At 72.8% G+C, this 26,944-nt stretch carries 23 protein-coding genes; 8 read left to right on the forward strand and 15 right to left on the reverse strand.

Going from position 1 to position 26,944, the window contains the following annotated elements:
* Positions 1-524: 524 nt before the first annotated feature.
* From cobM to ABD329_RS33495, 13 genes are all read right to left on the reverse strand, one after another.
* Complete coding sequence (cobM, locus tag ABD329_RS33435) at positions 525-1,295, reverse strand: precorrin-4 C(11)-methyltransferase (protein WP_198281872.1); 771 nt, start codon at positions 1,293-1,295, stop codon at positions 525-527.
* Positions 1,292-2,587: a precorrin-6y C5,15-methyltransferase (decarboxylating) subunit CbiE gene (gene cbiE, locus ABD329_RS33440; protein ID WP_198281873.1), complete on the reverse strand. Its 1,296-nt coding sequence runs from the start codon at positions 2,585-2,587 to the stop codon at positions 1,292-1,294. Before cbiE ends, cobM begins: the two co-directional genes overlap by 4 nt.
* A gap of 50 nt (positions 2,588-2,637) precedes the next feature.
* A complete protein-coding gene (locus ABD329_RS33445; protein ID WP_198281874.1) occupies positions 2,638-3,462 on the reverse strand; it encodes an acyltransferase in 825 nt (274 codons plus the stop codon).
* 102 nt (positions 3,463-3,564) lie between these two features.
* Entirely contained in the window at positions 3,565-4,341 is a 777-nt protein-coding gene (locus ABD329_RS33450; RefSeq protein WP_344317353.1) for a (2Fe-2S)-binding protein, read from the reverse strand.
* Entirely contained in the window at positions 4,334-5,386 is a 1,053-nt protein-coding gene (meaB, locus tag ABD329_RS33455; RefSeq protein ID WP_198277639.1) for a methylmalonyl Co-A mutase-associated GTPase MeaB, read from the reverse strand. Before meaB ends, ABD329_RS33450 begins: the two co-directional genes overlap by 8 nt.
* A complete protein-coding gene (scpA, locus tag ABD329_RS33460; RefSeq protein WP_198277638.1) occupies positions 5,386-7,614 on the reverse strand; it encodes a methylmalonyl-CoA mutase in 2,229 nt (742 codons plus the stop codon). The genes meaB and scpA overlap by 1 nt, the downstream gene beginning before the upstream one ends.
* Positions 7,614-9,497, reverse strand: coding sequence for a methylmalonyl-CoA mutase small subunit (mutA, locus tag ABD329_RS33465; protein WP_198277637.1), 1,884 nt, complete (start codon positions 9,495-9,497; stop codon positions 7,614-7,616). The genes scpA and mutA overlap by 1 nt, the downstream gene beginning before the upstream one ends.
* A gap of 298 nt (positions 9,498-9,795) precedes the next feature.
* Positions 9,796-11,043 carry a cytochrome P450 family protein gene (locus tag ABD329_RS33470; RefSeq protein WP_198277636.1) on the reverse strand — a complete coding sequence of 416 codons (1,248 nt, stop codon included), beginning with the start codon at positions 11,041-11,043 and terminating at the stop codon, positions 9,796-9,798.
* Positions 11,044-11,237: 194 nt separating this feature from the next.
* The gene (locus ABD329_RS33475) at positions 11,238-12,422 is read right to left on the reverse strand and encodes an MAB_1171c family putative transporter (protein ID WP_198277642.1); all 1,185 of its coding nucleotides are present in this window, start codon (positions 12,420-12,422) and stop codon (positions 11,238-11,240) included.
* Positions 12,415-13,077, reverse strand: coding sequence for an ImmA/IrrE family metallo-endopeptidase (locus ABD329_RS33480; protein WP_198277635.1), 663 nt, complete (start codon positions 13,075-13,077; stop codon positions 12,415-12,417). The genes ABD329_RS33475 and ABD329_RS33480 overlap by 8 nt, the downstream gene beginning before the upstream one ends.
* Positions 13,064-13,591 (reverse strand): helix-turn-helix domain-containing protein, encoded by a 528-nt coding sequence (locus ABD329_RS33485; protein WP_198277634.1) that lies wholly within the window; start codon positions 13,589-13,591, stop codon positions 13,064-13,066. Before ABD329_RS33485 ends, ABD329_RS33480 begins: the two co-directional genes overlap by 14 nt.
* Before the next feature lie 280 nt (positions 13,592-13,871).
* Positions 13,872-14,042 (reverse strand): hypothetical protein, encoded by a 171-nt coding sequence (locus tag ABD329_RS33490; protein WP_020866352.1) that lies wholly within the window; start codon positions 14,040-14,042, stop codon positions 13,872-13,874.
* Between the two features lie 181 nt (positions 14,043-14,223).
* Positions 14,224-15,681: an FAD-dependent monooxygenase gene (locus ABD329_RS33495; RefSeq protein ID WP_198277633.1), complete on the reverse strand. Its 1,458-nt coding sequence runs from the start codon at positions 15,679-15,681 to the stop codon at positions 14,224-14,226.
* A gap of 120 nt (positions 15,682-15,801) precedes the next feature.
* On the opposite strand from ABD329_RS33495, the gene ABD329_RS33500 reads away from it, so the two are divergent.
* The 4 genes from ABD329_RS33500 to ABD329_RS33515 all read left to right on the forward strand — a co-directional run bounded on the left by ABD329_RS33500 (position 15,802) and on the right by ABD329_RS33515 (position 21,896).
* Positions 15,802-16,398: a TetR/AcrR family transcriptional regulator C-terminal domain-containing protein gene (locus ABD329_RS33500; RefSeq protein WP_198277632.1), complete on the forward strand. Its 597-nt coding sequence runs from the start codon at positions 15,802-15,804 to the stop codon at positions 16,396-16,398.
* Between the two features lie 249 nt (positions 16,399-16,647).
* Positions 16,648-18,972, forward strand: coding sequence for a glycosyl hydrolase family 95 catalytic domain-containing protein (locus ABD329_RS33505; protein WP_198277641.1), 2,325 nt, complete (start codon positions 16,648-16,650; stop codon positions 18,970-18,972).
* 127 nt (positions 18,973-19,099) lie between these two features.
* A complete protein-coding gene (locus tag ABD329_RS33510) occupies positions 19,100-20,659 on the forward strand; it encodes a bifunctional phosphatase PAP2/diacylglycerol kinase family protein (RefSeq protein ID WP_198277631.1) in 1,560 nt (519 codons plus the stop codon).
* 97 nt (positions 20,660-20,756) lie between these two features.
* Entirely contained in the window at positions 20,757-21,896 is a 1,140-nt protein-coding gene (locus tag ABD329_RS33515; RefSeq protein WP_344317356.1) for a DMT family transporter, read from the forward strand.
* Here the strand turns inward: ABD329_RS33515 and ABD329_RS33520 are convergent.
* Positions 21,893-22,348 carry an Lrp/AsnC family transcriptional regulator gene (locus ABD329_RS33520; protein ID WP_198280422.1) on the reverse strand — a complete coding sequence of 152 codons (456 nt, stop codon included), beginning with the start codon at positions 22,346-22,348 and terminating at the stop codon, positions 21,893-21,895. The two genes, ABD329_RS33515 and ABD329_RS33520, sit on opposite strands and share 4 nt — an antisense overlap.
* A gap of 112 nt (positions 22,349-22,460) precedes the next feature.
* On the opposite strand from ABD329_RS33520, the gene ABD329_RS33525 reads away from it, so the two are divergent.
* Entirely contained in the window at positions 22,461-23,510 is a 1,050-nt protein-coding gene (locus ABD329_RS33525) for a Glu/Leu/Phe/Val family dehydrogenase (RefSeq protein ID WP_198280423.1), read from the forward strand.
* 9 nt (positions 23,511-23,519) lie between these two features.
* Positions 23,520-24,071, forward strand: coding sequence for a DinB family protein (locus ABD329_RS33530; RefSeq protein WP_198280424.1), 552 nt, complete (start codon positions 23,520-23,522; stop codon positions 24,069-24,071).
* 27 nt (positions 24,072-24,098) lie between these two features.
* On the opposite strand, the gene ABD329_RS33535 is transcribed toward ABD329_RS33530, so the two are convergent.
* A complete protein-coding gene (locus ABD329_RS33535) occupies positions 24,099-25,013 on the reverse strand; it encodes an NAD(P)-dependent oxidoreductase (protein ID WP_198280425.1) in 915 nt (304 codons plus the stop codon).
* Positions 25,014-25,156: 143 nt separating this feature from the next.
* On the opposite strand from ABD329_RS33535, the gene ABD329_RS33540 reads away from it, so the two are divergent.
* Together ABD329_RS33540 and ABD329_RS33545 are read left to right on the forward strand one after the other, a co-directional pair.
* The gene (locus ABD329_RS33540; RefSeq protein ID WP_198280426.1) at positions 25,157-25,492 is read left to right on the forward strand and encodes a winged helix-turn-helix transcriptional regulator; all 336 of its coding nucleotides are present in this window, start codon (positions 25,157-25,159) and stop codon (positions 25,490-25,492) included.
* A gap of 99 nt (positions 25,493-25,591) precedes the next feature.
* Positions 25,592-26,932 carry an MFS transporter gene (locus ABD329_RS33545; protein WP_198280427.1) on the forward strand — a complete coding sequence of 447 codons (1,341 nt, stop codon included), beginning with the start codon at positions 25,592-25,594 and terminating at the stop codon, positions 26,930-26,932.
* Positions 26,933-26,944 lie beyond the last annotated feature (12 nt).

Raw genomic sequence — 26,944 nt, forward strand, 5'->3', positions numbered from 1 at the left:
CGGAAGTCGTAGCGGCCCCCGCGCCCACCACGCTGCCGCACCAGGCGGACGCCCTCGTCACCACGAACGCGGCGTGCCACGCACAACACACCCAAGCTATGCCGCGCACGGGACACCGCACGGGCGCCCAGGCGAGCCAGTACGGGCAGGCACCGTCCCCGCCCAGCCCCACACGCCGGGCGTGCGGATCGCCGCACCCACAACCCGTCCCGCCGGGCGCCGCCACATTTGCCACGCCGGACACGACACGCCCGGCGCCCACCGCACATGCGACGCCGCACCCGGGCCCGCCGGACGCCGCCCGGCCCGATACGCCGCATGGGTGCAGGGCGCCACGCCCACCACACGACCCGCCGGGGCGGGCGCTCGTCGTCAGCCGACCCCACATGTCGCGCGGGCTCGGGTCGCGCTCACCCTGCGGTCCGCCGCGCGCGGCGCCGACGCCGTCGGCACCACAGAGGATGGCGCGCCGTTCGCAGCACGGCCCACGCGGAACCACGCACGGCGCCCGCCGAGGTGAGGCCTCAGGGCGCGGCCGGGGAGCCGGGGGCGCAGGGGCGGGGCCTGGCCGTGGAGTAGAGATGGCTGTCCGGGAACTGGGCGGCGGCCAGGGTCCGGCCGACGATGATGACCGCCGTGCGGATCACGCCTGCCGTCTTCACCTGGGTCGCGATGTCGTCCAGGGTGCCGCGCAGGACCAGTTCGTCGGCGCGGCTGGCCATGGCGACCACGGCGGCCGGGCAGTCGGCGCCGTAGTGCGGGAGGAGTTCGGCGACCACGCGGTCCACATAGCGGGCGGCGAGGTGCAGGACGAGCAGGGCACCGCTGCGGCCCAGGGCGGCCAGGTCCTCGCCGTCCGGCATGGGGGTGGCCTGCTGGGCGACGCGGGTGAGGATGACGGTCTGGCCGACGGTCGGGATCGTCAGTTCGCGCTTCAGCGCGGCGGCCGCGGCGGCGAAGGCGGGGACGCCCGGGACCACGTCGTACGGAACGCCGGCCGCGTCGAGACGGCGCATCTGCTCGGCGACGGCGCTGAAGACCGACGGATCGCCGGAGTGGAGGCGGGCCACGTCATGGCCCGCCTCGTGGGCGGCGACCAGCTCGGCGGTGATCCGGTCCAGGTCGAGCTGGGCGGTGTCGACCAGGCGGGCGTCCGGCGGGCACTCGGCGAGGAGTTCACGGGGCACCAGGCTGCCCGCGTACAGACACACCCGGCAGCGGGCCAGGGTCCGGGCGCCGCGCACCGTGATCAGATCGGCGGCGCCGGGGCCCGCGCCGATGAAGTACACCGTCATCGTGTTTCTCCTTGAGCGGCTTCGACGGATCCCCCGGGATCGGCGGCGCCCCCGCCAGGGCCTCGGGAAGCGAACGGTTTGACGGCGGCCCACTGGGTGACCGGCATCGCCTGCCGCCAGCCGGTGAACCCCCCGACCGGCGCGGCGTGGGAGACGGCGAGGCGGACCAGGTCGCCGCCGTGGCGGCGGTACCGGTCGGCGAGCAGCGCCTCGGACTCCAGGGTCACGGTGTTGGCCACGATCCTCCCGCCCGGCGGCAGGGCCGCCCAGCACGCGTCCAGTACCCCGGGCGCGGTCAGGCCGCCACCGATGAACACCGCGTCGGGGGTGGGCAGTCCGGCCAGCGCGCCGGGCGCGGCGCCGGTGACGACGGTCAGCCCGGGCACACCGAGCGCGGCGGCGTTGCGGCCGATGCGCTCGGCGCGCGCAGGGTCGCGTTCGACCGAGACCGCCCGGCAGACGCGGTGGGCGCGCATCCACTCCACCGCGATGGAGCCCGAGCCGCCGCCGACGTCCCACAGCAGCTCGCCGGGTGCGGGGGCGAGCGCGGCGAGGGTGGCGGCCCGCACATGGCGCTTGGTCAGCTGGCCGTCGTGCTCGTACGCCGCGTCGGGCAGCCCCGGGACGGGCGACAGCGGCCGGACGCCGTCCGCCGGGGCGCAGTCGACGGCGATGACGTTGAGGGGGTCACCGGGTGGATGGGGCCACCCCTCGGCCGTGCCCTCCACACACCGCTCCCGCGCGCTCCCCAGCTGCTCCAGCACCCGCAGCCGGCTCGGGCCGAAGCCGCGCGCCCCGAGCAACCCGGCCACCTCGGCGGGGGTGTCCGCGCCCGCGCTGAGCACGAGCAGCCGCCGTCCGGCGTAGAGCTCACGGTTCAGCGCGGCCAGGGGGCGGCCGACGAGGCTGATCACCTCGGTCTCCTCCAGCGCCCAGCCGAGCCGCGCACAGGCCAGGGAGACCGACGACGGATGGGGCAGCACCCGCAGCCGCTCGGCGCCCAGCAGCTCGGACAGCGTGCGGCCGATGCCGAAGAACATGGGGTCGCCGCTGGCCAGCACGGAGGTCCGCCGCCCGGTGTGCGCGGCGAAAAGTCCGGGGACGGCGGGGCGCAGCGGGGACGGCCAGGGCACCCGTTCGCCGGGGCACTCCGGCGGCAGCAGGCCCAGCTGGCGCCGCCCGCCGATCACCACCTCTGCCGTGCGCAACGCCTCGCGGGCGGCGGGGCCGAGCCCCTCCCAGCCGTCGGCGCCGATGCCGATGACGGTCACGGGGGGAGGCGGCGGGCTCACGGTGGTCACCTTCGCGGGTCGGGTACGGTCCACGAAACTCTACTGACCTGCTAGGACGCCCCGGCCCCCGGCTCCCGCTCCAGTCCGTGCCCCTCCACCTCGAGGCTCCGCTCCGCCGCTTGTTCCCGTGCCCGCTCCCGCTCGCGCTCCAGCTCGGCCAGCGCGAGCAGTTGCTCCACCGTCATGTCCTCGGGGATCGGCACCGGCGCCGGGGTGCGCAGTGGCGGCTGCCAGCCCTCGTCCGGGGCCCAGCGCCGTATGATCCGGGCCGGCGCCCCGGCCACCACGGCGTGGTCGGGCACCTCGCCCCGTACGACCGCGCCCGCCGCGACCACCACATTGCGGCCCAGCCGCGCGCCCGGCAGGATCACCGCGCCCGCGCCCAGCCAGCTGCCGGGGCCGATGTGGACGGGCGCGGAGCGTGGCCACTGGCGGCCGATGGGCTGGTCCGGATCGTCGTAGGAGTGGTTGTCGCTGGTCACATAGACGTACGGGCCGCAGAAGACATCGTCGCCGAACTCCACGCTCACGGAGGCGATCACATGGCTGCCCCGGCCCAGCACCACGCCGTCGCCGATGCGCAGCACCGGTTCGGGGCCGAGGTCCACATCGGGCATCATGCCGGCGGTGAGGGTCACCTGCTCGCCGATCACGCAGTGCGCGCCGAGCTCGATCCACGGTTCGCCGAAGAGGGTGCCCTGGGGGAACGCCAGCCGGGTGCCGACGCCGATGCGGCCGAAGCGGTACGGGCCGGGGCGCTCGGCGGTCACCGCACCGGCGCGCTGTACGGCGCGCCAGCCGCGGTGGACCAGACGGGAAGTGACGCGTCCGCACCAGCCTCGCCAGGATGAGAACACGTTCTCGTTCTTCGGCATCCGCCCACCGTATCGACCCATCGGAAGAGCGTCTCCACCGGGAGACGTCCCCACTGGGAGACATCCTCACCGAAAGACGTCCCCACCGGGAGACCGGCCGCCTCAGGAGAGCCGTCCGCCCCACCCCGGTGTCCCGCGCCCATTCCCCCGCCCCGGCGCCTCGCGCAGGACGCAGTCGCCGCACAACCCGCCGCCCGGCACCCGGTAGTAGAGACAGCAGGTGCGGCGCCGGTAGCCGAGCGGCGCGGTGCTGAGGGTTCCGGCGTCGCGCAGCGGCGGGTGGTCGAGCTGGGCGCGTGCCAGCTCTACGGCCCGGTCCGCCGCCTCGGTGCGGCCGTGCGCCCGGCACCAGTCGTGCAGCACCCGCAGCGAACCGACCAGCGCCGAGGCCGCGTTGCCCCACAGCAGCCGCCCCGAGACCCGGTACGCCCGCTCGATGGCCTGGTGCAGCGGCACCAGATGGACACATGCCGCGGTGCCCACCGGACCGGCGAGTCCTCGTGGTTCGCCCATCACGGACGGCGCGCCGGGCCACCACAGGTCGTCGGGGGCGACCCGCCCGGGGTTCCACCACAGCCGGTCGGGCCGGAGGTGGGGCACCCCGCCGGAGAGGGCCGCCGGGCCGAGCGCGAGGGACCACACCCGGGCGGCGAGCCCCTGGAAGACGAGTGAGGCGGCGACCCTCGGTTCGTCGGTGCGCAGGCTCGCGGCGACCGCCTCGACACGGGCGCGCAACAGCGGCCCGGCGCCGCCCGTGCCGGTCAGCCGGTACGCCTCGCCGATCCGCGCGTACCCCTCCGCACCCGGATCGCCGCTGCCGGTGCGCAGCGCGAAGAACGGCCCGACCCGCGCCGCGTCCCCCAGCGGCGCCTCATCCACCGTGGGCCGGGGCCTGGGGCGTCCCACCGTCGGCCGGGGCCTGGGCCCCTCCACCGTCGGCCGGGGCCTGGAACGCCTCCAGCAGCCGGTCCGCCGCCAGCGTGGCCGTCAGCGTGCCCTCGCGGACCCGCTGCTCCAGCTCGGGCCCGAGCCGTCGCACCTCGGGGTGGGCGTGCAGCCGCGCGAGCAGCTGGTCGCGCACCATCGACCAGGTCCAGTCCACCTGCTGGTCGCGCCGCTTGGTCCGCAGCGCGCCCGTGGCCTCCAGCACCCGGCGGTGCTGCTCCAGGCGCTCCCACACCACATCGAGCCCGGTGGACTCGCGGGCGCTACAGGTGAGCACCGGCGGGTTCCAGGGCGCGTCCGGCGGCTGCAACAGGCGCAGCGCGCCCGCCAGTTCGCGGGCCGCCGACTTCGCGTCCCGTGCGTGCGGCCCGTCGGCCTTGTTGATGGTGACCACGTCGGCCAGCTCCAGGACGCCCTTCTTGATGCCCTGGAGCTGATCGCCGGTGCGGGCCAGGGAGAGCAGCAGGAAGGAGTCGACCATATTGGCCACCGCGGTCTCGGACTGGCCCACGCCCACGGTCTCCACCAGCACCACGTCATAGCCCGCGGCCTCCATGACGACCATGGACTCGCGGGTGGCGCGGGCGACCCCGCCCAGCGTCCCGGCGCTGGGCGAGGGCCGTACGAAGGCGCTGGGGTCCACCGCCAGCCGCTCCATCCGGGTCTTGTCGCCCAGGATGGAGCCGCCGGTGCGGGTCGACGAGGGGTCGACAGCCAGGACCGCGACCTTGTGGCCGACCCCGGTGAGCATGGTGCCCAGGGCGTCGATGAAGGTGGACTTGCCGACACCGGGTACCCCGCTGATGCCGACCCGCCGGGCCCCGCCGGTGTGCGGGAGCAGCTCGACCAGCAGCCGCTGGGCGAGGTCGTGGTGGTCCGGGCGGGTGGACTCGACGAGCGTGATCGCGCGCGCGATGTACGCGCGCTTGCCGTCGAGCACGCCCTTGGCATACTCCTCGATGTCGATCGTCCGTGGCATTACAGCTCGTGGCCGAGGTCGGCTGCCAGCTTCCGCACCAGGTCGTGGGCGGCGTCGGGGATGACCGTGCCCGGCAGGAAGACGGCGGCGGCGCCGGCCTCGTGCAGGGTCTGGACGTCCTGCGGCGGGATGACACCCCCGACCACGATGGTGATGTCCTCGCGCCCCGCCTCGGCCAGCTGCTCGCGCAGCGCGGGCACCAGCGTGAGGTGGCCGGCCGCGAGCGACGACACGCCGACGATGTGCACATCGGCCTCCACCGCCTGCCGCGCGACCTCCTCGGGGGTCTGGAACAGCGGGCCGACGTCGACGTCGAAGCCCAGGTCGGCGAAGGCGGTGGCGATCACCTTCTGGCCGCGGTCATGCCCGTCCTGGCCCATCTTGGCGACCAGGATGCGGGGGCGGCGGCCCTCCTCGCGCTCGAACGCCTCGACCAGCGTGCGGGTGCGGCTCACGCCGGACGACGGTCCGGCCTCGTCTCGGTACACACCGGAGATCGTACGGATCTGGCCCGAGTGGCGCCCATAGACCTTCTCGAGCGCGTCGGAGATCTCGCCCACGGTGGCCTTGGCGCGGGCGGCGTCCACGGCCAGCGCCAGCAGATTGCCCTCCAGACCGGCGCCGGGACCGGACTCGGCGGCCGCGGTCAGGGCGCGCAGCGCGTCCTGGCAGACCGCCTCGTCGCGCTCGGCCCGCAGCCGCCGCAGCTTCTCGATCTGCTGGGCGCGCACCGAGGAGTTGTCGACCTTGAGGACCTCGATCTGCTCATCGCTGTCCACCCGGTACTTGTTGACGCCGATCACCGGCTGGCGCCCGGAGTCGATCCGCGCCTGGGTGCGGGCCGCGGCCTCCTCGACGCGCAGCTTGGGGATGCCCGCGTCGATGGCCTTGGCCATGCCGCCGGCCGCCTCGACCTCCTCGATGTGCTGCCAGGCCCGCCGCGCCAGGTCGTACGTCAGCTTCTCGACGTACGCGCTGCCGCCCCAGGGGTCGATGACCCGGGTGGTGCCCGACTCCTGCTGGAGCAGGATCTGGGTGTTGCGGGCGATGCGCGCGGAGAAGTCGGTGGGCAGCGCGAGCGCCTCGTCCAGCGCGTTGGTGTGCAGCGACTGGGTGTGGCCCTGGGTGGCGGCCATGGCCTCCACACAGGTGCGCGCCACGTTGTTGTAGACGTCCTGGGCGGTCAGCGACCAGCCGGAGGTCTGCGAATGGGTGCGCAGGCTGAGCGACTTGGGGTTCTTCGGGTCGAACTGCTTGACCAGCTTGGCCCACAGCAGCCGCGCCGCCCGCAGCTTGGCGACCTCCATGAAGAAGTTCATGCCGATGGCCCAGAAGAACGACAGCCGGGGCGCGAAGGCGTCCACGTCCATCCCGGCGTCCAGACCGGCCCGCAGGTACTCCACACCGTCCGCGAGGGTGTACGCCAGCTCCAGATCGGCCGTCGCCCCGGCCTCCTGGATGTGGTAGCCGGAGATGGAGATGGAGTTGTAGCGCGGCATCCGCTGCGAGGTGAAGGCGAAGATGTCGGAGATGATCCGCATCGACGGCTGCGGCGGATAGATGTAGGTGTTGCGGACCATGAACTCCTTGAGGATGTCGTTCTGAATGGTCCCGGCCAGCTTCTCGGGCGGTACGCCCTGTTCCTCGGCGGCCACGATGTAGAGCGCGAGCACGGGCAGCACCGCGCCGTTCATCGTCATCGACACGCTCATCCGGTCCAGCGGGATGCCGTCGAAGAGCTGCCGCATGTCGTAGATGGAGTCGATGGCCACGCCCGCCATGCCGACGTCGCCGGTGACCCGGGGGTGGTCGCTGTCGTAGCCCCGGTGGGTGGGCAGGTCGAAGGCGACCGACAGGCCCTTCTGACCGGCCGCGAGGTTGCGGCGGTAGAAGGCGTTGGACTCCTCGGCGGTGGAGAAGCCCGCGTACTGCCGGATGGTCCAGGGCTGGTTGACGTACATCGTCGGGTACGGGCCGCGCAGATAGGGCGCGGCGCCGGGATAGGTGCCCAGGAAGTCGACGCCCTCGAGGTCCTCGGCGGTGTAGAGCGGTTTGACCCCGATGCCCTCGGGGGTGTCCCACACCAGGTCCTCCACGCCCTTGCCCACGCCGTTCTGGAACGCGGCGGCCCAGTCACCGGAGCTGGGCACCGGGCCTTCGGCCGGTCCGTCCAGATCGACCGCCGAGAAGTCCGGGATCTTCCCGGGCTCCACCGGAGAGCCGGTCATCACGCCACCCCCATGGTGTCCAGAGCCGAGGTGAGCACCTCGACCGCGTCGCAGCCCGCGAAGACGTATCCGTCCACTCCGGCCCGCTCGTACTCGTCCTGTTGTGCCCCCGGCCGTCCGGCCAGGTAGACCCGGGTCGCCCCGGCCGCCTTCAGTCGCTCGGCCACGGCGGCCGCCTCCTCCGCGTACAGCTTGTCGCTGGAGCACAGGCAGGCCACCCGGGCGCCGCTGGCGGTGAACGCCTCGGCGACCGTCTCCGCGGTCACCGTGACCGGTTCGTGGACCGCCTCGATCCCGCCCGCCTGGAAGAGGTTGGCGGTGAAGGAGGCGCGGGCGGTGTGCGCGGCGGCGGGGCCCAGCGCGGCCAGGAAGATCCTGGGGCGGCCGCCCTCGGCCGCCAGATGGGCGTCGGAGCGGGTGCGCAGCGCCTCGTACGCCTCGTCGCGGCGCACCCTCGGCAGTCCGCCGCCGGGCTGCTCGGGCGCGGGCTCGCGCTCGACGGGCCGCTCGGCGAGGTTCGGGAACTCGCTGACGCCGGTGATCGGCTCCTTGCGGCGGGCGAGGGCCCGGCCGCGGCGGGCCCAGGTCTCGGCGAGCCGGTCGCGGACCAGCCCGGAGGCGAGGGCGGCGGCCATGCCCCCGGCGCGCTCGATCTCCTGGAACCAGGCCCAGGCGGCGCGGGCGACGTCGTCGGTGAGCTTCTCGACGTACCAGGAGCCGCCGGCCGGGTCGATCACCCGGGCCAGATGCGACTCCTCCAGCAGGATCGTGGAGGTGTTGCGGGCGATGCGCCGGGCGAAGTCGTCGGGGAGGCCGATGGCGCTGTCGAAGGGCAGCACGGTGACCGCGTCCGCGCCGCCGACGCCCGCGGCGAGGGTGGCCACGGTGGTGCGCAGCATGTTCACCCAGGGGTCGCGCCGGGTCATCATCACCGGCGAGGTCACCGCGTGCTGGCGCTGGGCGCGCGCCTCGGAGGGCGCGCCGCACGCCTGCGCCACCCGCGCCCACAGGCGCCGAGCAGCCCGGAGCTTGGCGATGGTGAGGAACTGGTCGGCGGTGGCCGCGTAGCGGAACTCCAGCTGCGCACAGGCGGCTTCGACGCTCAGCCCCTCCCCGGTGAGGGTGCGCAGATACGCCACGGCGGCGGCGAGGGAGCAGCCGAGCTCCTGGGCGGCCCCGGCGCCCGCCTCGTGGTAGGGCAGCGCGTCCACGGCGAAGGTCCGCACCCGGGGGTGGTCGCGGTCGCAGGTCAGCGCGAGGTCGGCGGCGGCGGCCAGCTGTCCGGCCAGGCCCTCGTCGCGTCCGGTACGGGCCACGAGGCCCAGCGGGTCCGCGCCGAGGTTGCCGAGCGCGGCGCCGGGCGGCACCTCGCGGCCGGCGTAGAGCCGCAGCAGGGCGCGGGCGGCGTCCTCGAAGTCGGCGCCCGCGTCGAGGGCGACGGTGGCGAGGTCGAGATAGACCCCCTTCAGCGCCTCCGGCAGGGCGTCCACGGGCACCCCGGCCGCGCCGACCGCGAGCCAGACCGAACCGGCGCCGTTCTCCAGGTCGGCGAGGATCGCCTGGTTGGTGCGGGCCGGATCGGGGTGGGCGTGGCGCTGGCGTACGTCCCAGCCGGACACGGCGGAGCCCTCGGCCCGGCCGCCGCGCACGAAGGGCGCGAAGCCGGGGAATCCGGCGTCCCCGGGGGCGTCGTCGGCGGTGTAGAGGGGGTGGACGGTGATTCCGTCCTCGAGCGCGGTCGCGAGGGCCTGTTCGGCCTCGGCACCCACGGCGTCCGAAGTGCCGGTTTTACGCAGCACGCCTTCGACGAGGTGGCGCCATTGGTCTCGCGTCACTTCAGGGAAATCGTCGGCTAGGGGAAGCCCGTCGGGCAGGACCGTCATAGGAGGAGGCTAATGGGGTCCCCTAAAGCCGGAGCAGTGGTTGGGGCTGTGAGCTTACTCTCTAGTGATCTCAGGGGTGAGCACTAGGGATTTCAGGGGTAACGGCCGACCACCGCCGGAGCGGGTGGGGCGGACGGGCCCACCGCCAGGCACCGGCCGTATGCCCGATCCGTTGCCGGCGCACCGGACGCACAGAGGCCCGCCCGGTGCGACGGGGGATGCACACCGGGCGGGCTCGAAGACCTTTTTACCGCATCGGCGGGGGGTTATGCATCAAAAACCTGTTCGCTTCTCCGGATCACCATGCGACAGGCAGCGAGATCAGGCCACGCGCGCGGATCGTCGGCCGCCATCCGAGCCGCTCCCTCGGGACGTCCAGCCGCAGCCCCGGGAATCGGCGAAGCAGCGCGGCCAGAGCGGTTTCCATCTCCATTCGGGCCAGCGGCGCGCCGAGGCAGTAGTGGATGCCATGGCCGAGCGCAAGGTGACCGGACCGGCCAAGATGTGGATTGAACTCGTCCGGATCCTTGAAGTGTGCCGGGTCCCGGTGGGCCGAGGCCATCGACAGCAGCACGGTCTCCCCGGCGGGGATGGTCACGCCGCCGATCTCGATGTCCTCCAGCGGGAAGCGGCGGATCCCCAGCGACGCCGGGCCCTCGTACCGCGCCAGCTCGTCGAAGGCGGCGGCGATACCGCTCGGATCCTCGCGCAGCTCCTGGAGGGCCGCGGGGTGGTCGAGCAGGGTGAGCACCGAATTGGCGATGAGGTGGACGGTGTTCTCGTAGCCCGCGAGGAGGATGAGGAAGGCGAGCGAGGTCAGTTCGTCCTCGCTGAGCCTGCCGTCGCCGCTGCCGTCACCGCCGCCGTCCCCGGCCTCGTCGTCACGGACCCGGATCAGATCCGAGAGCAGATCGTCGGCGGGCTCGGCGCGCTTCTTGGCGATCAGCTCGGTGTAGAAGCGCAGCATGCTGCCGACCGCTTCCTTCGCCGCCCGCGGCCGCGCCGGATCGGGGGTGATCAGGGCGTCGCTCCAGGCCCGGAAGTCGCGCCGGTCGCGCTGCGGGACGCCGAGCAGATCGCAGATGACGATGATGGGCAACTGCCCGGCGTAGGCGGCCAGGAGGTCCGCTCGGCCGTCGGGCTCGATGGCGTCGAGCAGTTCCTCGGCGACCCGCCGGACCGGTTCGCGCAGCTTCTCCACGCGGCCGGGGGTGAACGCCTTGACCACCAGCCGGCGCACCCGGGTGTGGTCCGGCGGGTCCATGTTGAGCAGATTGGCGTCGAGGGCGGGCGGCAGCGAGAAGCCGCTGAAGTTGCCCGGCGCGGCGTGGCGCTTGTCCAGGGCGAGGCGCGGATCGGCGAACAGCCGCCGCACATCCTCGTAGCGGGTCACCAGCCAGGCGGGGCGCCCGTCGGTGCCGGCGATCCGGTGGACCGGACCGGCCTCGCGCAGCTCGGCCAGGGCCGGGTAGAGGTCCTCGACCAGCGGGGCGGTGTCAACGAGCTCCGGGCCGTCCGTTCCGGCGGCGTTCGCGGTGTTCTGCATGGATCCCGACTCTAGGCCGTGGCGTCCACGGTGCCTGGACGGGTGGGCCATTCCAGCCCGTCCAGGCGCTGTGCACGCCGGTGGTGAATAGTGGTGGCCGGGAGGCGGCGCCGGGGCTGAATCCCCCCGGCGCCGCCTGTGCCACGGGCGGCCCCGACCCCCGTCCAGGGCCACCTCGTCTGTGATCCCCCCGTTCACCGCCGCTGGGCGGCGGTCTCCTCTCTCAGTTCCGCGAGCACCTCGTCGACCAGCGGCAGGTGGTAGACGTCGGCGACGCGGGCCAGATGCTCGTGCTCGTCCACCAGTTCGGCCCCTGTCGTCACCACCACGCTGTCCGCCGCGGACTCCGGCACATGTCCGTCTGCTTGATTCAGCAAACCGCGTCTGAGGGCCGCCGCTTCCACTACGGCAGCAAGTTGCCAATCGTCGAGTCGCGCCGCGCTGCCCTTGACATGCGCAATCTCCAGCGCGCGGGCCTCCACATGACGCCGTACGCCGCGCTGGACGTCCCGGATCTCCGCCATCTGACGGTTGGCCCGCCACTCCAGGTCCGCGAACGGCCACCAGCCGGTCCAGCGGGGCTGCCCCATGGACACCTCGGGGGCCCGCTCGGTGACCTCCCGCCACAGCGGCCGCAACCTCCGGAAGCGGCGCCACGCGGAGGCCCGCGGGCCCACCGCGGGGATGGCGAAACCGGCCAGCACCAGGAGCGCGGCGACCGAGGCGGTCAGCGGGGCCACTCCGTTGGAGAGCCAGTACAGCTCGTGGCCCGCCCAGGAGAAGACGAAACCGATCAGCTTGCAGGCGCAGTACGCCAGTCCCAGCCAGCATCCGGCGGACAGCACCCGCAGCCCCCTGGCCAGCCATGTGCCGCCCAGGCTGGCGGCATAGCGCGGGCACAGCATGCCGAGCCCCGCCAGACCGGCTCCGAAAATGGCCAGATACAGCACCAGGAAGAGGACCACTCCGGGGGCGTCGGCGTAGGCGGTGCTGAAGTCGCGGGGGTGCTCCACGGCGTCCGGACGGCCCACCGCGAAGCCGACGACGGCGACGGTCCACACCACGGCCACGGCGGCGACCACCGCGCGGGGCGGCACCGCGGAGCCCGTCCAGCGCAGCAGCAGCACCAGGGCGCCGGTGGCGAACACCACGACCGAGGAGTAGAGGAGGACCATGGCCAGATTGGCGACGCCCACCAGCCCGTCGAACCAGCGGTAGACGCTGGGCGCGGAGAGCAGGAACACATTCGCCACGGCCGCGGTCATCACACACGCCAGGCCGAGATCGGCGTTGGCGCGGTCGCGGAACCAGGCCCGGGCCTTGTAACCGGCCATCGCCCAGGCGGCGGCGCCGAAGCACAGATAGACGAGGTCAAACACCGGTGTCACCGCCCGGTTCCCCGCGCACGCCATCGGTACGATCGGCCCCGTCGGTGCGCACATGGCGCAGCGCCGGGCCCAGTGCCGCGGCGAGTTCGGCCGCCCGGCCATCGAGCGGCAGCCCGTGGTCGGGCGAGGTCGGCACCACACGCTCCATCAGAAGGGTGCCCAGCACCTCGGTCTCGCGCTCGGTGAGGTTGTCGTAAGCGTGGTGGCGGGCGAAGTCCGGGGTCATCCCCAGCCGGCGCATCGCGGTGGTCACATCGACCGACGGCGTCCACATCCGCAGCGCGTCCTCGGTGACGGCCGGGTCCTGCTCGTGTCCGAGCAGCAGATGGCCGATCTCGTGCAGCACGATATGGATCTGGTGCCAGGGGGACGTCCTGAGCTCGTAGAAGATCCAGTAGTCCTCGTCGGTGGAGGCGGTCATGCCCGAGACCACACCGCCCAGGCTCATCGGCACCAGGTGGACCGGGCGTCCGACCCGGCGGGCCACGAGGTCGCAGAGACCGGGCAGGTCGGTCGAGGCGGGCAGCCCGAGCTCCTTGATGAGCTGCTTGCACCGCCGCCGTATCCGGCCCACTCGCATGCCTGTACCACCCTCGTTTCCGGTCCGCCGCCAGGAGGAGAACAGTTCCGGGTCAGCGGCTGCCATTCGTCGCCCCGCCGTCCGGACCGCCCGAACCGTCCGCCTCCCCGGCGCCGTTCGTACCGGGCGGCTCGGGCGGAAGGTTCATCTGCTGCCGGAACTGGGAGATGATCGTGGTGAGACTGTCCTGGACCTCTGGCGGGAGGCCCACGGAGCGCAGCGCGATGCTGCGGACCCGCTTGTCGCGCATGGCGACGAGGAACCGTACCTCCTCCTCGACCCGCTCCGCCTGCGAAGGCGACAGATCGCCCAGCAGATAACCGACGGGCACGGCGAAGAACTTGGCGAGCGCCCGCAGCACATCCGGGCTGGGGTTGGTGCGCCTGCCGTTGCGCAGCATCGACAGATACTGCTCGGTCAGGCTCACCCCGCCGTACTCCCCGCCGCCGCTGATCTCCTCGGCGACGTACGCGTTGGTGTACGGCGCGCCCGGCGGGTGCATGGTGGTGAACAGGTAGTTGAGCCGGTCCGCCAGCGGGCTGCCGGCCGCGTCCGGTGACCTGTCTCCACCCGCTGCCATCTGCGCCCCCTCACGGCTGCTCCCGGGCTCGCACACCCTCACGGTTGGTTAAGGCGGACGACGCCGTGCGACGCATCCTGCCATGTACCTCGCGGAGCGCACCAGCCCGGTCCCGCATCACGGGGGCGGAGGACTTAACTACCAGTTGGTAGCTGAGCCGGAAGGGTGATCCGTCGGGCGGGGGAGGCGACCGGTCGAGGGCCGGGATGTCCGCTTGTTGCCAGCGGCGGCGGCCGGAGGACCGGTGCCCTCCCTCGCTCTCAGCGCGTGCGCCGGGCCATCAGTCCACGCTCTGGAGGATGTGCGGCTCGGCGAGGTCGTCCTCGTAACCGGCTAGTCGGATCGGCGCGGAACGCGCCCATACCTCCAGACTGCCCACCTCGGCGGCCTGCACGAACCGCCCGCTGTTATCGGCGCGCGCGTCGTCGCTCTGCGTTTGTTCGGGGGTCACCGCACACTCCCTCGTGTCGGCTGAACCGGATCTGTCGTCAGATTAACCAGCGCCTGAACGCTCCGCGCGCCGATTCTCAGGGAGTGGACAACAAGCCGCCGCCGGGACCGCGTTCCACGCCCGGTGGCCGCGCGGAACCATCCGTGGTGAGCTGGTACGTACGAGATCCACCGAACTCGTCTCACCTGGTGGACAGCGCGGCATCCCAGGCGACATGGCCGTCGGGGCGCACCAGGACCGTGCGCCGCCCCGCCCAGCCGTCATGGGTGGTGGTCGGGCGCGCGCTCACGGCCCGTATCCGGTCCGGGCTCCCGGCGATCGCCCCGGCGGTGGCGAGGGCGTCGCCCCGTTCGCGTCCCGCATCGCCCTCCGGGCCGAGGTCGAGCAGCACGAAGCGCCCGTCGGCCAGGAGCGGATACAGACTGGGCTCGGGCGCGCCGTCCAGCCCGAGGTCGGGCGCCCGGGTGCCGGTGAGCCGGTCGGCCGCCCCGTCCGCCGGGTAGGCCAGGTCCAGCGCGGAGAGCTCCCCGGCGAACTGCCGGTTCACCGCCGGATGGGTGGCCAGGAGCCGGCCGAACACCGAGCGCAGGGCCTGTGCGTCGGGCGTGTGGGTGGCGCCGAGCACGGTCTGGGCCTGGGTGTTCTCCAGCAGCGCGGCCCCCACGGGGTGGCGCTCGGCGTGGTAGGTGTCCAGCAGCCCGTCGGGCGCGCGGCCCTGGCACACCGCGGCCAGCTTCCACCCGAGGTTGAAGGCGTCCTGGAGCCCCACGTTCAGGCCCTGGCCGCCCATGGGCATGTGCATATGCGCCGCGTCCCCGGCGAGCAGCACGCGGCCGTCGCGGTAGCGGGCGGCCTGCCGGGCGGCGTTGCCGAACCGGGACAGCCAGCGGGGTGCCCGCATCCCGAAGTCCGTGCCCGCGACCCGGCGCACATGGCCGCGCAGCTCCTCGAAGGTGAGCGGCCGGTCGGCGGGGATGGTGGCGGACTCCCTGGTGGAGCCCGCGATGCGGTGGTGTCCGTCGGCCAGCGGGACGATCAGGAAGCCCCCGTACTCGTTGTCGACCGAGGGGGCCGACGGCGGCGCGTCGAGCACCACATCGCCGAGGAGGCCGGTGGTCGTGGTCCCGGTGCCGGGGAAGTCGATCCCGGCGGAGGTCCGTACGGCGCTCCCGGCCCCGTCGCAGCCCACCACCCACGCCGTGCGCAGGGTGTACGTCCCGTCGGGGCCCGCCACGTCCACCTCGGCGCCGTCCGCGTCCTGGCGCACCTCCAGCGCCCGGTGCCGCCTGCGGATCTCCCCGCCCAGCGCCAGCAGCCGCTCCTCCAGCAGCTGCTCGGTGCGCAGCTGCGGCAGGACCAGCGTGTACGGGAAGCGGGTGTCCAGTACGGAGAAGTCCAGCCGGACCGGCAGCCCGCCGTAGTGCCCGGTGGGCACGGGCACGCCCTCGCGGACGAACGGCTCGGCGAGACCGCGCATCGCCAGCACCTCCAGGCTGCGCGGATGCAGGGTCAGCGCCTTGGAATGCGGACTGCGGGCGGCCGCGCGCTCGATCACGGTGACGTCCACGCCCACCAGCCGCAGTTCGGCGGCGAGCAGCAGCCCCACGGGTCCGGCCCCCACCACGACGACGTCGTTCACCACACCATCTCCCTCGTTCGGTTCCGATCCCGGCCCCAAAAGCTCTTGATCCAGGATCAATGATCTGGCCCCAGTAGACTTGATCCCGGATCAAGACGCAAGCGAGGGGAGAGCGACGGCATGGGCCTGGACCGCACGGCCGTGGTGACGGCGGCGCTGGAACTGCTCGATGAGGCGGGGCTGGACAAGCTCACGATGCGCAAGGTCGCCGAGCGGCTGGGCGTGCAGCTCAACACCGTCTACTGGCACGCCTCCAGCAAGCCACGGCTGCTGGAGCTGATGGCCGACGCGATGCTCGAGGGATGCGCCGACGCGCCGCTACCGGAGCCCTGGGACGAGCGGGCGCGGACGCTCGCCCACCGCTACCGCGCCGCGCTGCTGGCCCGCTGCGACGGCGCCCGGGTCGTGGCCGGGACGTATGCCGCCGAGGAGCACACCCTGCGCTTCGCGGACGCCCTGACCGGCGCGTTCCTCGACGGTGGCCACGGCCCCGCCGAGGCGGGCTGGCGGACCTGGTCGCTGGTGTACTTCACGCTCGGCCTGACCCAGGAGGAGCAGGCCGCCCGGGGCGCCGGCGGTATGGAGCCGCTGCTGCGGGCGGCCACCGCCGAGCGCTTCCCGTCCCTGGCCGCGGTCATCGAACACTTCGGCGACTTCGAGCACCGCTTCCGGCATGGCGTCGGGCTGATCGTCAGGGGACGGGAAGCGAGCGCGTAACCCGCCCGCCTTCGGGCCAGGAGATCCGAGGTCTTGCCGCACCCACGCTCACGTGGGCGCCATTTCCGGCTGCCATCCCCGTCGTCCATCCGATGTTTATGACGCCCGAGGGGTTCCGGTTCCGCCATGGGGGCTGCATCATGCCCGAGGGGTTCAGATCGAGGAACCTCAGGCATGTACGTGACCGCCGCCGCGCCCCGCCGCCCCACCGAAGAACACCCGCACCCCGGTTCACACCCCTGGAGCGTCATGTCATCCGCACCCACCAGAAGGACCGTCGTCGGCACCGCCATGGCCGCGGGCGCCGCCGCCGGACTCGCCGGTCCGGCCACCGCGTACGCCACCGAGCCGCAGACCCCCGCCGCGGCCGCCCGCCCCGCGGGGGACCCCTGGGAAACGGTCCTCGCCGACGCCGACATGGTGTGGCAGAAGATGCCGCAGACCTGGTACGAGGGCCCCTTCCTCGGGAACGCCCGGCTCGGCTCGGGCATCTACGCCGAGCCGGGCGGCGCCAACGCGGTGCGCTTCAATGTGCAGCACAGCGAGGTCCAGGACCACCGGCCGGAGTTCGGCTCCCTCTTCGGGCTCGCGCGGCTGCCCATCGGGTACTTCACCCTGGAACCGGTCGGTGCGATCACCGCCGTCGACTGGCGGCTGCGGCTGCGCGACGCCGAGCTGACCGGGACCATCACCACCGACAAGGGCACGCTCACCCTCCGCGCGCTGGTGCACAACTCACGCTCCGTCATGGCCATCGAGGTGACCCCGAGCGCCGGTGAGGCCGCGTTCCGCTGGGTGTTCCACCCCGCCGAGGCCATCAGCCCGCGCGTCGACTTCAAACCGGTGCCCGACGGCTACACCGGCAACCCCCCGGCCGTCGTCGAGGACCACCACGGCGTGCGGGCCGCCGTGCAGCCGCTGCTGGCCGGCGGACAGCATGTGACGGCCTGGCGGGAGCGGACCCGCGCCGGACGGCGGACGCTGTACGTCACCGTGGCCCACTCCCACCCCAGGCGCACCGCGCGCGACCGCGCGCTGAAGGACATCGGGTCCGCCTCGGCGCTCCCCTACGACGCCCTCGCGCCCACCCATCGCGCCTGGTGGCACGCCTACTACCGGAAGAGCTTCCTCTCCCTCCCCGACGCCCGGCTCCAGCGCTTCTACTGGATCCAGCTGTACAAGGTGGCGGCGGCCGCGCGCGCCGACGCCCCCGTGATGGCCACCTCGGGGCCCTGGCTGGAGTCCACCCCGTGGCCCGCCACCTGGTGGAACCTCAATGTGCAGCTGGAGTACTGGCTGATCCACGGCTCCAACCACCTCGAACTCGACGCGGTGACACGGGCGCTCGGCGAATTCCGCGACAACCTCTCCAACCAGCTCGACGCCCCGTACCGCAAGGACTCGGCGGGCATCCCCCGCACCACCGACATCCATCTGGTCAACGGCGGCGCCGCCGCGAACGGCGGTTACGCGGTCGGCATCCCCGGCCAGGACCCGCCCACCCCGGAGGTCGGCAACCTCACCTGGGCGCTGCACAACGTGTGGCTGACGTACCGCCACACCATGGACGAGTCGGTGCTGCGCGATGTGGTCCATCCGCTGCTGCGCAAGGCCGTCGCCTACTACCTCCACTTCCTCACCCCCGGCAGCGACGGCAAGCTGCATCTGCCCGCCACCTTCTCGCCGGAGTACGGCGTCAACGCCCCCGACTGCAACTACGACCTGATGCTGCTGCGCTGGGGCTGCGCCACCCTCCTGGACTCGGCCCGGATCCTCGGCGTCAAGGACCCCTCCGCGCCGCGCTGGCGGGAGGTGCTGACCAAGCTCACCCCGTACCCCGTCGACGAGAACGGCTTCATGATCGGCGCGGGGGTGCCGTTCGCCAAGTCCCACCGCCACTACTCCCATATGCTCGCGGTCTATCCGCTGTACGAGGTCACCTGGGAGGACCCGGCCAAGCGCGAGCTGATCGAGACCTCCCTCAACCACTGGGTCGGCTTCGAGGGCGCTCTCCAGGGCTACACCTTCACCGGCGCCGCCTCGATGTCGGCGCAGATGGGGCGTGGTGAGGACGCGCTGAAGTACCTGGGTGAGCTGATGCGCCGCTTCATCCAGCCGAACACCATGTACAAGGAGTCAGGACCGGTCATCGAGACGCCGCTGTCCGCCGCGCAGTCGCTGCACGACATGGTGTGCCAGAGCTGGGGCGGGGTGATCCGGATCTTCCCCGCGCTGCCCGCCGCCTGGGACGAGCTGATGGTCCACGACTTCCGCACCCAGGGCGCCTTCCTGCTGAGCGCCTCCCGCGAGGGCGGCCGGACCCGCTGGGTGCGGCTGCGCAGCGAGGCGGGCGCGCCCTGTGTCGTACGGCACTCCCTGGACGGGCCCATCGAGGTGCGGGACGCGCGGGGGCGGCGGCTGCCGTACGAGACCGTGGGCGCGGGCACGATCCGGATCGCGCTCTCCAGGGGCGAGGAGGCCATCATCACCGCCCGCGGCGACCGCCCGGACCTGACGGTCCGCCCGGTCGAGGCGAGCGAGCCGGCGCCGCGCTGGGGGCTCCCCGCGTCCTGATCCGCGTCCCGTACCACGTCCTGAACGCGTCCCGAACCGTGTCCCCGGTCCCCGGCCGGGGACCGGTCGGGTCCCGGCCGCCGACGGATCACGCGTGCCGACCGCCGATCCGGGATACCCATCACGCATGAGACGCATCAGTGACTTCGACCGCCGGCTGTTCGCGCGGGTCGCGGACAGCCGGCTCCGCGGTGCCCATCCACTGCTGCCCCGGCTCAGCCGGGCCGCCGACCACGGCCGGCTGTGGTTCGGCACGGCCGGGGTGCTCGCCACGGTCGGCGGTCGCACCGCGCGGCGGGCCGCGCTGCGCGGCGTGGGCTCGCTCGCCGCCGCCTCGCTCCTGTCGAACGTCGTGGTCAAGTGGACCGTGGAACGCAAGCGTCCGGTCATGGACGCGGTGCCCCTGGTGCGCCGACTCCGCCGGCAGCCGTGGACCAGCTCCTTCCCCTCCGGGCACTCGGCCTCCGCCGCCGCCTTCGCCACCGGGGTCGCGCTGGAGTCCTCGCGGTACGGCCTGCTGGTCGCCCCGCTCGCCGCCGCCGTCGCCGCCTCCCGCGTCTACGTGGGCGTCCACTACCCCAGCGATGTGCTGGCCGGTATCGCCCTCGGCGCCGGGGCCGCCGCGCTGACCTGCCGCTACTGGCCGCCGCGCCCCGAGGTCCCGGCGCAGGCCCGGCCCCGGATCTCGGCGCCCGCCCTGCCCAAGGGCGACGGTCTGGTCGTCATGGTCAACCAGCGCGCCGGTATGGGGTCCCCCACCGGCGGATTCACGGTCGCCGAGCAGCTGCGGGTGCTGCTGCCCGCCGCGGACATCGTGGAGTGCGGGCCCGACGACGACTTCATGAGCCTGCTCCGGCAGTCCGCCCAGCGCGCCGCCGAGCGGGCCGGGGCGCTGGGCATCTGCGGCGGGGACGGCAGCGTCAACGCGGCCGCCACGATCGCGGCCGAACGCGGGCTGCCGCTCGCCGTGTTCCCCGGCGGCACCCTCGACCACTTCGCGCTGGACCTCGGCGTCCCGGCCTTCGAGGACACCGCGCACGCCGTGACCGAGGGCGACGCGGTGGCCGTGGACCTCGGCCGCGCCACGCCGCTCGCCGGAGGCGGCGAGACCAGCCACTTCGTCAACACTTTCAGCCTCGGGTTCTATCCGGAGCTGGTGCGGATCCGGGAGAGCTTGCAGGGCCGGCTCGGCAAGTGGCCCGCGGCCGCCGTCGCGCTCGCCCGGGTGCTGCGCACCGCGAGCCCCATGGAGGTCGAGGTCAACGGGCGGCCGCGGCGGCTGTGGATGCTGTTCGCCGGCAACGGCGTCTACTCCCCCGAGGGTTTCGCGCCCACCTACCGTCAGCAGCTCGACGACGGACTGCTCGATGTGCGGGCGATCGACGGCGAGGAGCGGCTGGCCCGCACCCGGCTGCTGATCGCGGCGCTCACCGGCACGCTCGGCCGGTCGCATGTCTATACGACGCGGCGCATGCGCCAGTTGCGCCTGTCGGGCCTCCACGGCGTGGACAGCCGTGCCTACGATGGAGAGGTGGCCGCCGACCCCGCGGAGCGGCTGCTCATCGACAAGTGGCCGGGGGCGCTGACCGTCTACCGCCCCGCCGAGCCGCAGAACGAGTTGCTCCAAAGGGCCCGTACGGCGGCCGCGAAGGCACCCCATTGGTGGAGGGCCCTACTACGCAAGTAGTACTCATAAGTCTGTGCTCAAGGACGACGACGGGGGCACACCCCACCGTCAAGGATGAGGGCATGGACGAAGACCGATCGGCCCAGGGGGCCGCGACGTGACCTCCCTCGCGCTGTCTGTGCTGCTGGCCCTGGTCTCCGCGGTCTGCTACGCCGCCGGAGCCATACTCCAGGAGCATGTCGCGGCCACGACGCCGCGCCTCGCCTCTGCTCCGCTGCGGCGCGGGAGTTGGTGGACCGCGGTGACCCTCAACGGGGCGGGCGCGGTCCTCCATGTGGCCGCCCTGGCCTACGGCCCGCTGAGCGTGGTGCAACCCCTAGGGGCTCTCACGATCGTCTTCGCCCTGCCGATGGCGGCCGTGTTCGTCCGCCGCCGGGTCGGCGCGGCCGGCTGGCGGGGCGCGCTGCTGGCCACCGTGGGGCTCGCCGGACTGCTCTCGCTGACCGGCTCCTCGCGGGCCCAGGCGCTGGCCGAGCGGGACGGCTTCTGGCTGATCGTGACCACGGTCTCCGTCGTCGCCGTGCTGATCGGGGCCGCTCGCCTGATGCGGTCGCCCGGGATCCGCAGTGTGCTGCTGGCGGCGGCCGCGGGGACGGCCTTCGGCGTCTCGTCGGTGGTCACCAAGAACGTGGCCGTGGAGTGGACCTGGGACGCGTGGCAGGACAACCTGCCCGGCCTGATCGCCATCGGGCTGCTGGCCTCGGGCGGGGTGCTGCTGTCCCAGGCGTCGTACCGGGGCGCCGGGCTGGCCTCGCCGCTGGCGACGGCGACCGTGGTCAACCCCGTGGTCGCCACCGCCGTCGGCATCGCCGCGCTGGGCGAGCACTTCCGGCACGGCGCGCCCGGCACGCTGCTGGCCCTGGTGGCGGCCCTCGTCGCGAGCACCGGCCTGGTGATGCTGACGGTGCACAACGCCGAGGCGGAGGCCGAGGCGGAAGCGGCCGCCGAGGACTCCGAGGTCACGGTCATCGAGGCGCCGGACGCCCCCGGACAGGACGGGCGCGATGCCGCGGGTGGAGCCGGTGGAGCCGGCGGGCCGGAGCTTCCGGAGGGGCCCGGCGGACCCGGCCCGCACGAGGTGCCGGTCGGCCCCGACGTACCCGCCGAGCCCGGCCCCTCGCTCCGTCTCCCCCACCCGATCCCCCGCCAGCCCACCGGCGACGAGGAACCCGACCCCCACCTGTCCGACCCGCGTCTGCCCGAGCGCGGCGAGGCCGTCCTTCAGCACCACGCCTAACCAAGGCGTGCCGGGGCGGTGTTGCTCACCTGCTGAAAGATGACCGATGTGCGGAAGCCGGTGATTTCACCACGCTTGCTGAGCCGGTCGGTCAGGAAGGCATGCAGGTGGTCGAGGTCCTGCACCGCCACGTGCAGCAGGAAGTCATCGCCTCCGGACAGGACGAACACATGGAGGACTTCCGGCAGACCGCTGGCGAAGCCCTTGAAGGCATCGATGACAACGCGGCTGAGCGGTCGCACCTGAACCGACACGAGCGCCTGAACCCCGCGGTTGAGAGCCGCGGGGTCGATGTCGGCGTGGTAGCCGCGGATGACGCCCCGTCGGTGGAGCGACCGGACCCGCTCCAGGCAGGTCGAGGGCGCGATACCGAGTTGCCGGGCGAGTTCCCGGTTGGACCGCCGCGCATCTGTCTGGAGAAGCCGCACGATCTCCGAATCAAGTTCGTCCATGGTCGACGACCGTAGCCCACATTTACCCAAACGTTCGGCGACTCCCCCGTGCCATGAATCGATCGCGCAGCATGACACCACCTGACCGAACAGATGAAAGGACGGCAGGCTCATGCTCGATCATGAAAGGGTCGCGATCCACACCGGTTCGCGCTCACGGCTTCCGGTGATCGTGGCCGTTCACTCCACGGCGCTCGGTCCGGCCGCCGGCGGTCTTCGGCTCTGGCACTATCCGGATTGGCGGGACGGTCTCACCGACGCCCTCCGCCTGTCGGCCGCCATGACCTCCAAGTTCGCCGTGGCCGGGCTGCCCAGCGGCGGCGGGAAAGCCGTCGTGGCCCTGCCGGAGGGGGTGGAACTCGATCCCGGCCGACGTCGCGAGGTGCTGCGCGACGTGGCGGACGTCATCGACTCGCTCGGCGGGATGTACGCCACCGGACCGGATGTCGGCACCGGCCCCGCCGACATGGCGGTGATCGGGGAGACCACCCCCCATGTCTTCTGCCGGCCGGCACATCTTGGCGGCAGCGGCGACTCGTCCCCCCACACCGCCCGGGGGACGCTCGCCGCGCTGCGGGCCGTCAGCCGACGGCTGTACGGCACCGCGAGCCTGAAGGGCCGCGGTCTCGCCATCGTGGGCCTGGGCCGCGTCGGCGCCGGGCTCGCCCGCCTCCTGGCCGCGGAGGGCGCGGCCCTGACGGTCACTGACATCGACCCGGACAAGGAGCGGATCAGCGATGAGCTCGGCGCCGTCTGGCGGGCGCCCGGCGAGATCCTCGCCGCGGACGTGGACATCGTGGTCCCCTCGGCGCTCGGCTCCGTCCTGACCGAGCGGAACGTGGCGGAGCTGCGCTGCCGAGCCGTGGTCGGACCGGCGAACAACCAGCTCGCCGCTCCGCACGTCGCGGACCTGCTGCACCACCGGGGCATCATCTGGGTGCCGGACTATGTCGCAAGCGCGGGCGGAGTCATCAACGCCATCAGCGCCGAACTCCACCACGCCGATGCCGACACGGCCCACGCACGCGTCCGCGCCATCGAGGACACCGTCAGCGACCTGCTGGAGACCGCCCAGCGCCTCGGCCGGACCCCGGCGCAGGCAGCCGACGAGCTGGCCCTACGCCGTCTGGGCGCCGCCTCGAGTCTTCGACAGGGCGTGTGAAGGGCGGACATGAGCGACCCCACCAGACGAGGCGAACTGTTCGGCGGCGCGGGCGGCGCCCGCCGATTCACCGGCCCGACCACCGGCGACGAACGGCGCATCCTCGTCGATGTCCTGCGCGCCCAGCGCGCCACGCTGCGACTGAAGTGCTCCGGCCTGGGCCCTGAGCTGTCCCTGCGGTCCGTGGAGCCGTCCACGCTTTCGCTGCTCGGCCTGGTCAGACACCTCGCCGAGGTGGAACGCCGCTGGTTCCGGCGGGTCCTGGCCGGGCAGGACCCGCCGGCCCTCTTCTCCTCAGCCGCCGATCCCGACGGGGACTTCGACGGCGCCACGGACGACCCCGTGGGGATCGCGGCCGCGTGGGAGACCTGGCGGACCGAGGTGGCCTTCGCCGAACGGTTCGTCACCGAGGCCCCCGACCTCGACGTCGAGGGTGACGACACCTGGCGCGGAACGGTGTCGCTGCGCTGGGTCCTCATCCACATGATCGAGGAATACGCCCGCCACAACGGCCACGCCGACCTGCTGCGCGAGCGCATCGACGGAGCGATCGGCATGTGAAGCCGGGGCATCCCACGACGACGGGCCCTAGTTGTGTTGTCCGGGGACGTTGGTGACGGGCGACGCGCCGGGCCACCCGCCGCCGAGCAGCTCCACCAGCCCCGAGAGGCCCTCATGGCCATGGCCGTCGGCGACCCGGCGGGCCATGAGGTGGCCGATCGGGGCGATCAGTTCGGGGCTGATGCCCTGGTCCCGGGCCGAGCTGGTGAAGTTGCGATACGCGGCCGACTGCATGGCGAGGTTGGAGGCCACCCCGGTGGCGTGGTCACCGGAGTCGATCTGCCGCGCGTAGCCGTCCACCGCCCCGGACATGGCGGTCAGCCAGCGCCCCACCAGCGGGGCGACATCGGCCGCCGCCACCCCGTCGGACCGTACGAGGGCGTAGGCGTGCAGCACCCCCGAGAACATCCCGTACATCGCGCTGAGCAGGGCGATGTCGTACAGCGGGGCACGGCCGGGGTCCTCGCCGAGATGGTGGCTCTCGCCGAAGAGGTCCAGCGCGGCCCGGTGGTCCGCGAAGGCGGTGGGCGAGCCGCTGTAGAGGAGGAACGCGGCGGGTGTGCCGATCATCGGCGGGACTGCCATGATGCCCCCGTCGAGGTACCGGGCACCGTGTCCGGCCGCCCACGCGGCGAGCTCGCGGGCCTGCCGCGGCGTGCCGTTGGTGAGGTTGACGACGGCCTTGCCGGACAGGGCGTCCGCGAGGGGGGTCAGCACCTGCCGTACGGAGTCGTAGTCGAGCAGGCAGACCACCACCAGGGGGCTCGCCGCGACGGCCTCACCGGCGGTGGCGGCCGTCAGCGCGCCCTCGGCGGCGAGCGCCTCGGCCTTGGCGGCCGTACGGTTCCACACCGTCGTCCGGTGCCCGGCCCGCAGGAGGGCGCGGGCCAGGGCAGTGCCCATGTCGCCGAGGCCCAGCACCGTCACGGGGGATTCGCTCATCTCAGTTGCTCCAGGGGTTTCGATACCGCTTGGTCGTAGGGGTTCGGCGCGCCGATCACAGGCTCGTTCCACGGCGGTAGTGTGGGCAAGTACGCACTAAACAGTGCGTACTTACCTTGAGGTCAGTGGGGGCGGGCGGGGCTTTGGGAAAGCAGCCTTATGTCTGCGGTCTGGACGCGGCCGTGGATGTGATCGACGGAAAGTGGAAAGTCCTGATCATCTGGGCGCTCAATCACCAGCGGTGCCGTTTCGGGGAGTTGCGTCGGCTGGTCCCGGGTGTGACGGAGAAGGTGCTGACGCAGCAGCTGAGGGAGTTGGAGGCGGACGGCATCGTCCATCGGGAGATCTACGACGTGAAGCCGCCGAAGGTGGAGTATTCGCTGACCGAGCAGGGCGACGAGCTGAATACGGCGCTGGGCCCGCTGGGCGTGTGGGGCAAGCGGCGGATGGCGGCGCTGGAGGAGGCCGGCCAGGGCTGACCTCCCCGGCCCGGTCGCGACCCCACCACGGAAACTCTTTTCCAACCGGCCCTCCGCGGGGTAGGGGTGTGGAGTTCACCCCGCTCACTTGGAGGCCCCGTGACCGACAGCGCTCCCCGGAGCCAACCACGCACCCCCTGGCGAGCCGTGTTCGGCGGCTCGATCGGAAATCTCGTCGAGTGGTACGACTGGTTCGTCTACGCCAGTTTCGCCACCTACTTCGCCGGTGCCTTCTTCCCCAAGGGCAACGACACGGCGCAGCTCCTCAACACCGCCGGGATCTTCGCGGTGGGCTTCTTCATGCGTCCCGTCGGCGGCTGGCTGCTGGGCCGGTTCGCCGACCGGCGCGGCCGCAAGGCGGCGCTCACCCTGACGGTGACGCTGATGTCGGCGAGCGCGCTGCTCATCGCCATCGCCCCGACCTATGACCAGGTCGGCTACTTCGGCGCGGTCGTGCTGCTGGTGGCCCGGCTGCTGCAAGGGCTGTCGGTGGGCGGTGAGTACGCGGCCAGCGCCACCTATCTCACCGAGGCGTCCCGGCCCGGCGGCCGCGGCTTCGTCTCCAGCTTCCAGTACGTGTCGATGACGGCAGGTCAGCTGATCGGCCTCGGTCTACAGATCCTGCTTCAGCACACCATGTCCGATGACGCGCTGCACTCCTACGGCTGGCGCATCCCGTTCGTCGTCGGCGCCGTGGGCGCGGCCGTGATCTTCTGGCTGCGGCGCAATCTGCTGGAGACCGAGGTCTACACCGAGGAGGAGGACCACCAGGGCCGGGACCGGGGGACGATCGCCGAGCTGCTGCGCCACCGCAAGGAGGCGGCGCTGGTCATCGCGCTGACCATGGGCGGCACGGTCGCGTACTACACGTACACCACGTATCTCACCAAGTACCTGTCGAACACGGCCGGGATGAGCAAGTCCGACGCCTCGCTGGTGAGCTTCTGTGCCCTGTTCCTGTTCATGCTGTTGCAGCCGCTGGCCGGATCGCTCTCGGACCGGATCGGACGCCGTCCGCTGCTGATCACCTTCGGCATCGGCTCGATGCTCTGCACCGTCCCCATCATGACCGCGCTCTCGCACGCCGACAGCTTCGCCGGGGCGCTGCTGCTCTCGCTCGCGGCGCTGGTCATCGTCACCGGCTACACCTCGATCAACGCCGTGGTGAAGGCCGAGCTGTTCCCCACCCATGTCCGGGCGCTCGGGGTGGCCCTGCCGTACGCGCTGGCCAACGCGCTGTTCGGCGGCACGGCCGAGTATGTGGCGCTGTGGTTCAAGAAGGGCGGCGTGGAGTCCGGGTACTACTGGTACGTCTCGGCGTGCGCCGCGGTCTCGCTCGTCGTCTACCTCACCATGCGGGAGACCCGGGACGCCGCCCTCTCCCGGGGCCGCGCCGACGCCCCGGCCGCCCCGGGGAAGCAGCGCACGACGGCGGTGTGACGGGCCGAGGGG

The organism is Streptomyces javensis, from assembly GCF_039525925.1.
GTDB lineage: Bacteria > Actinomycetota > Actinomycetes > Streptomycetales > Streptomycetaceae > Streptomyces > Streptomyces asiaticus.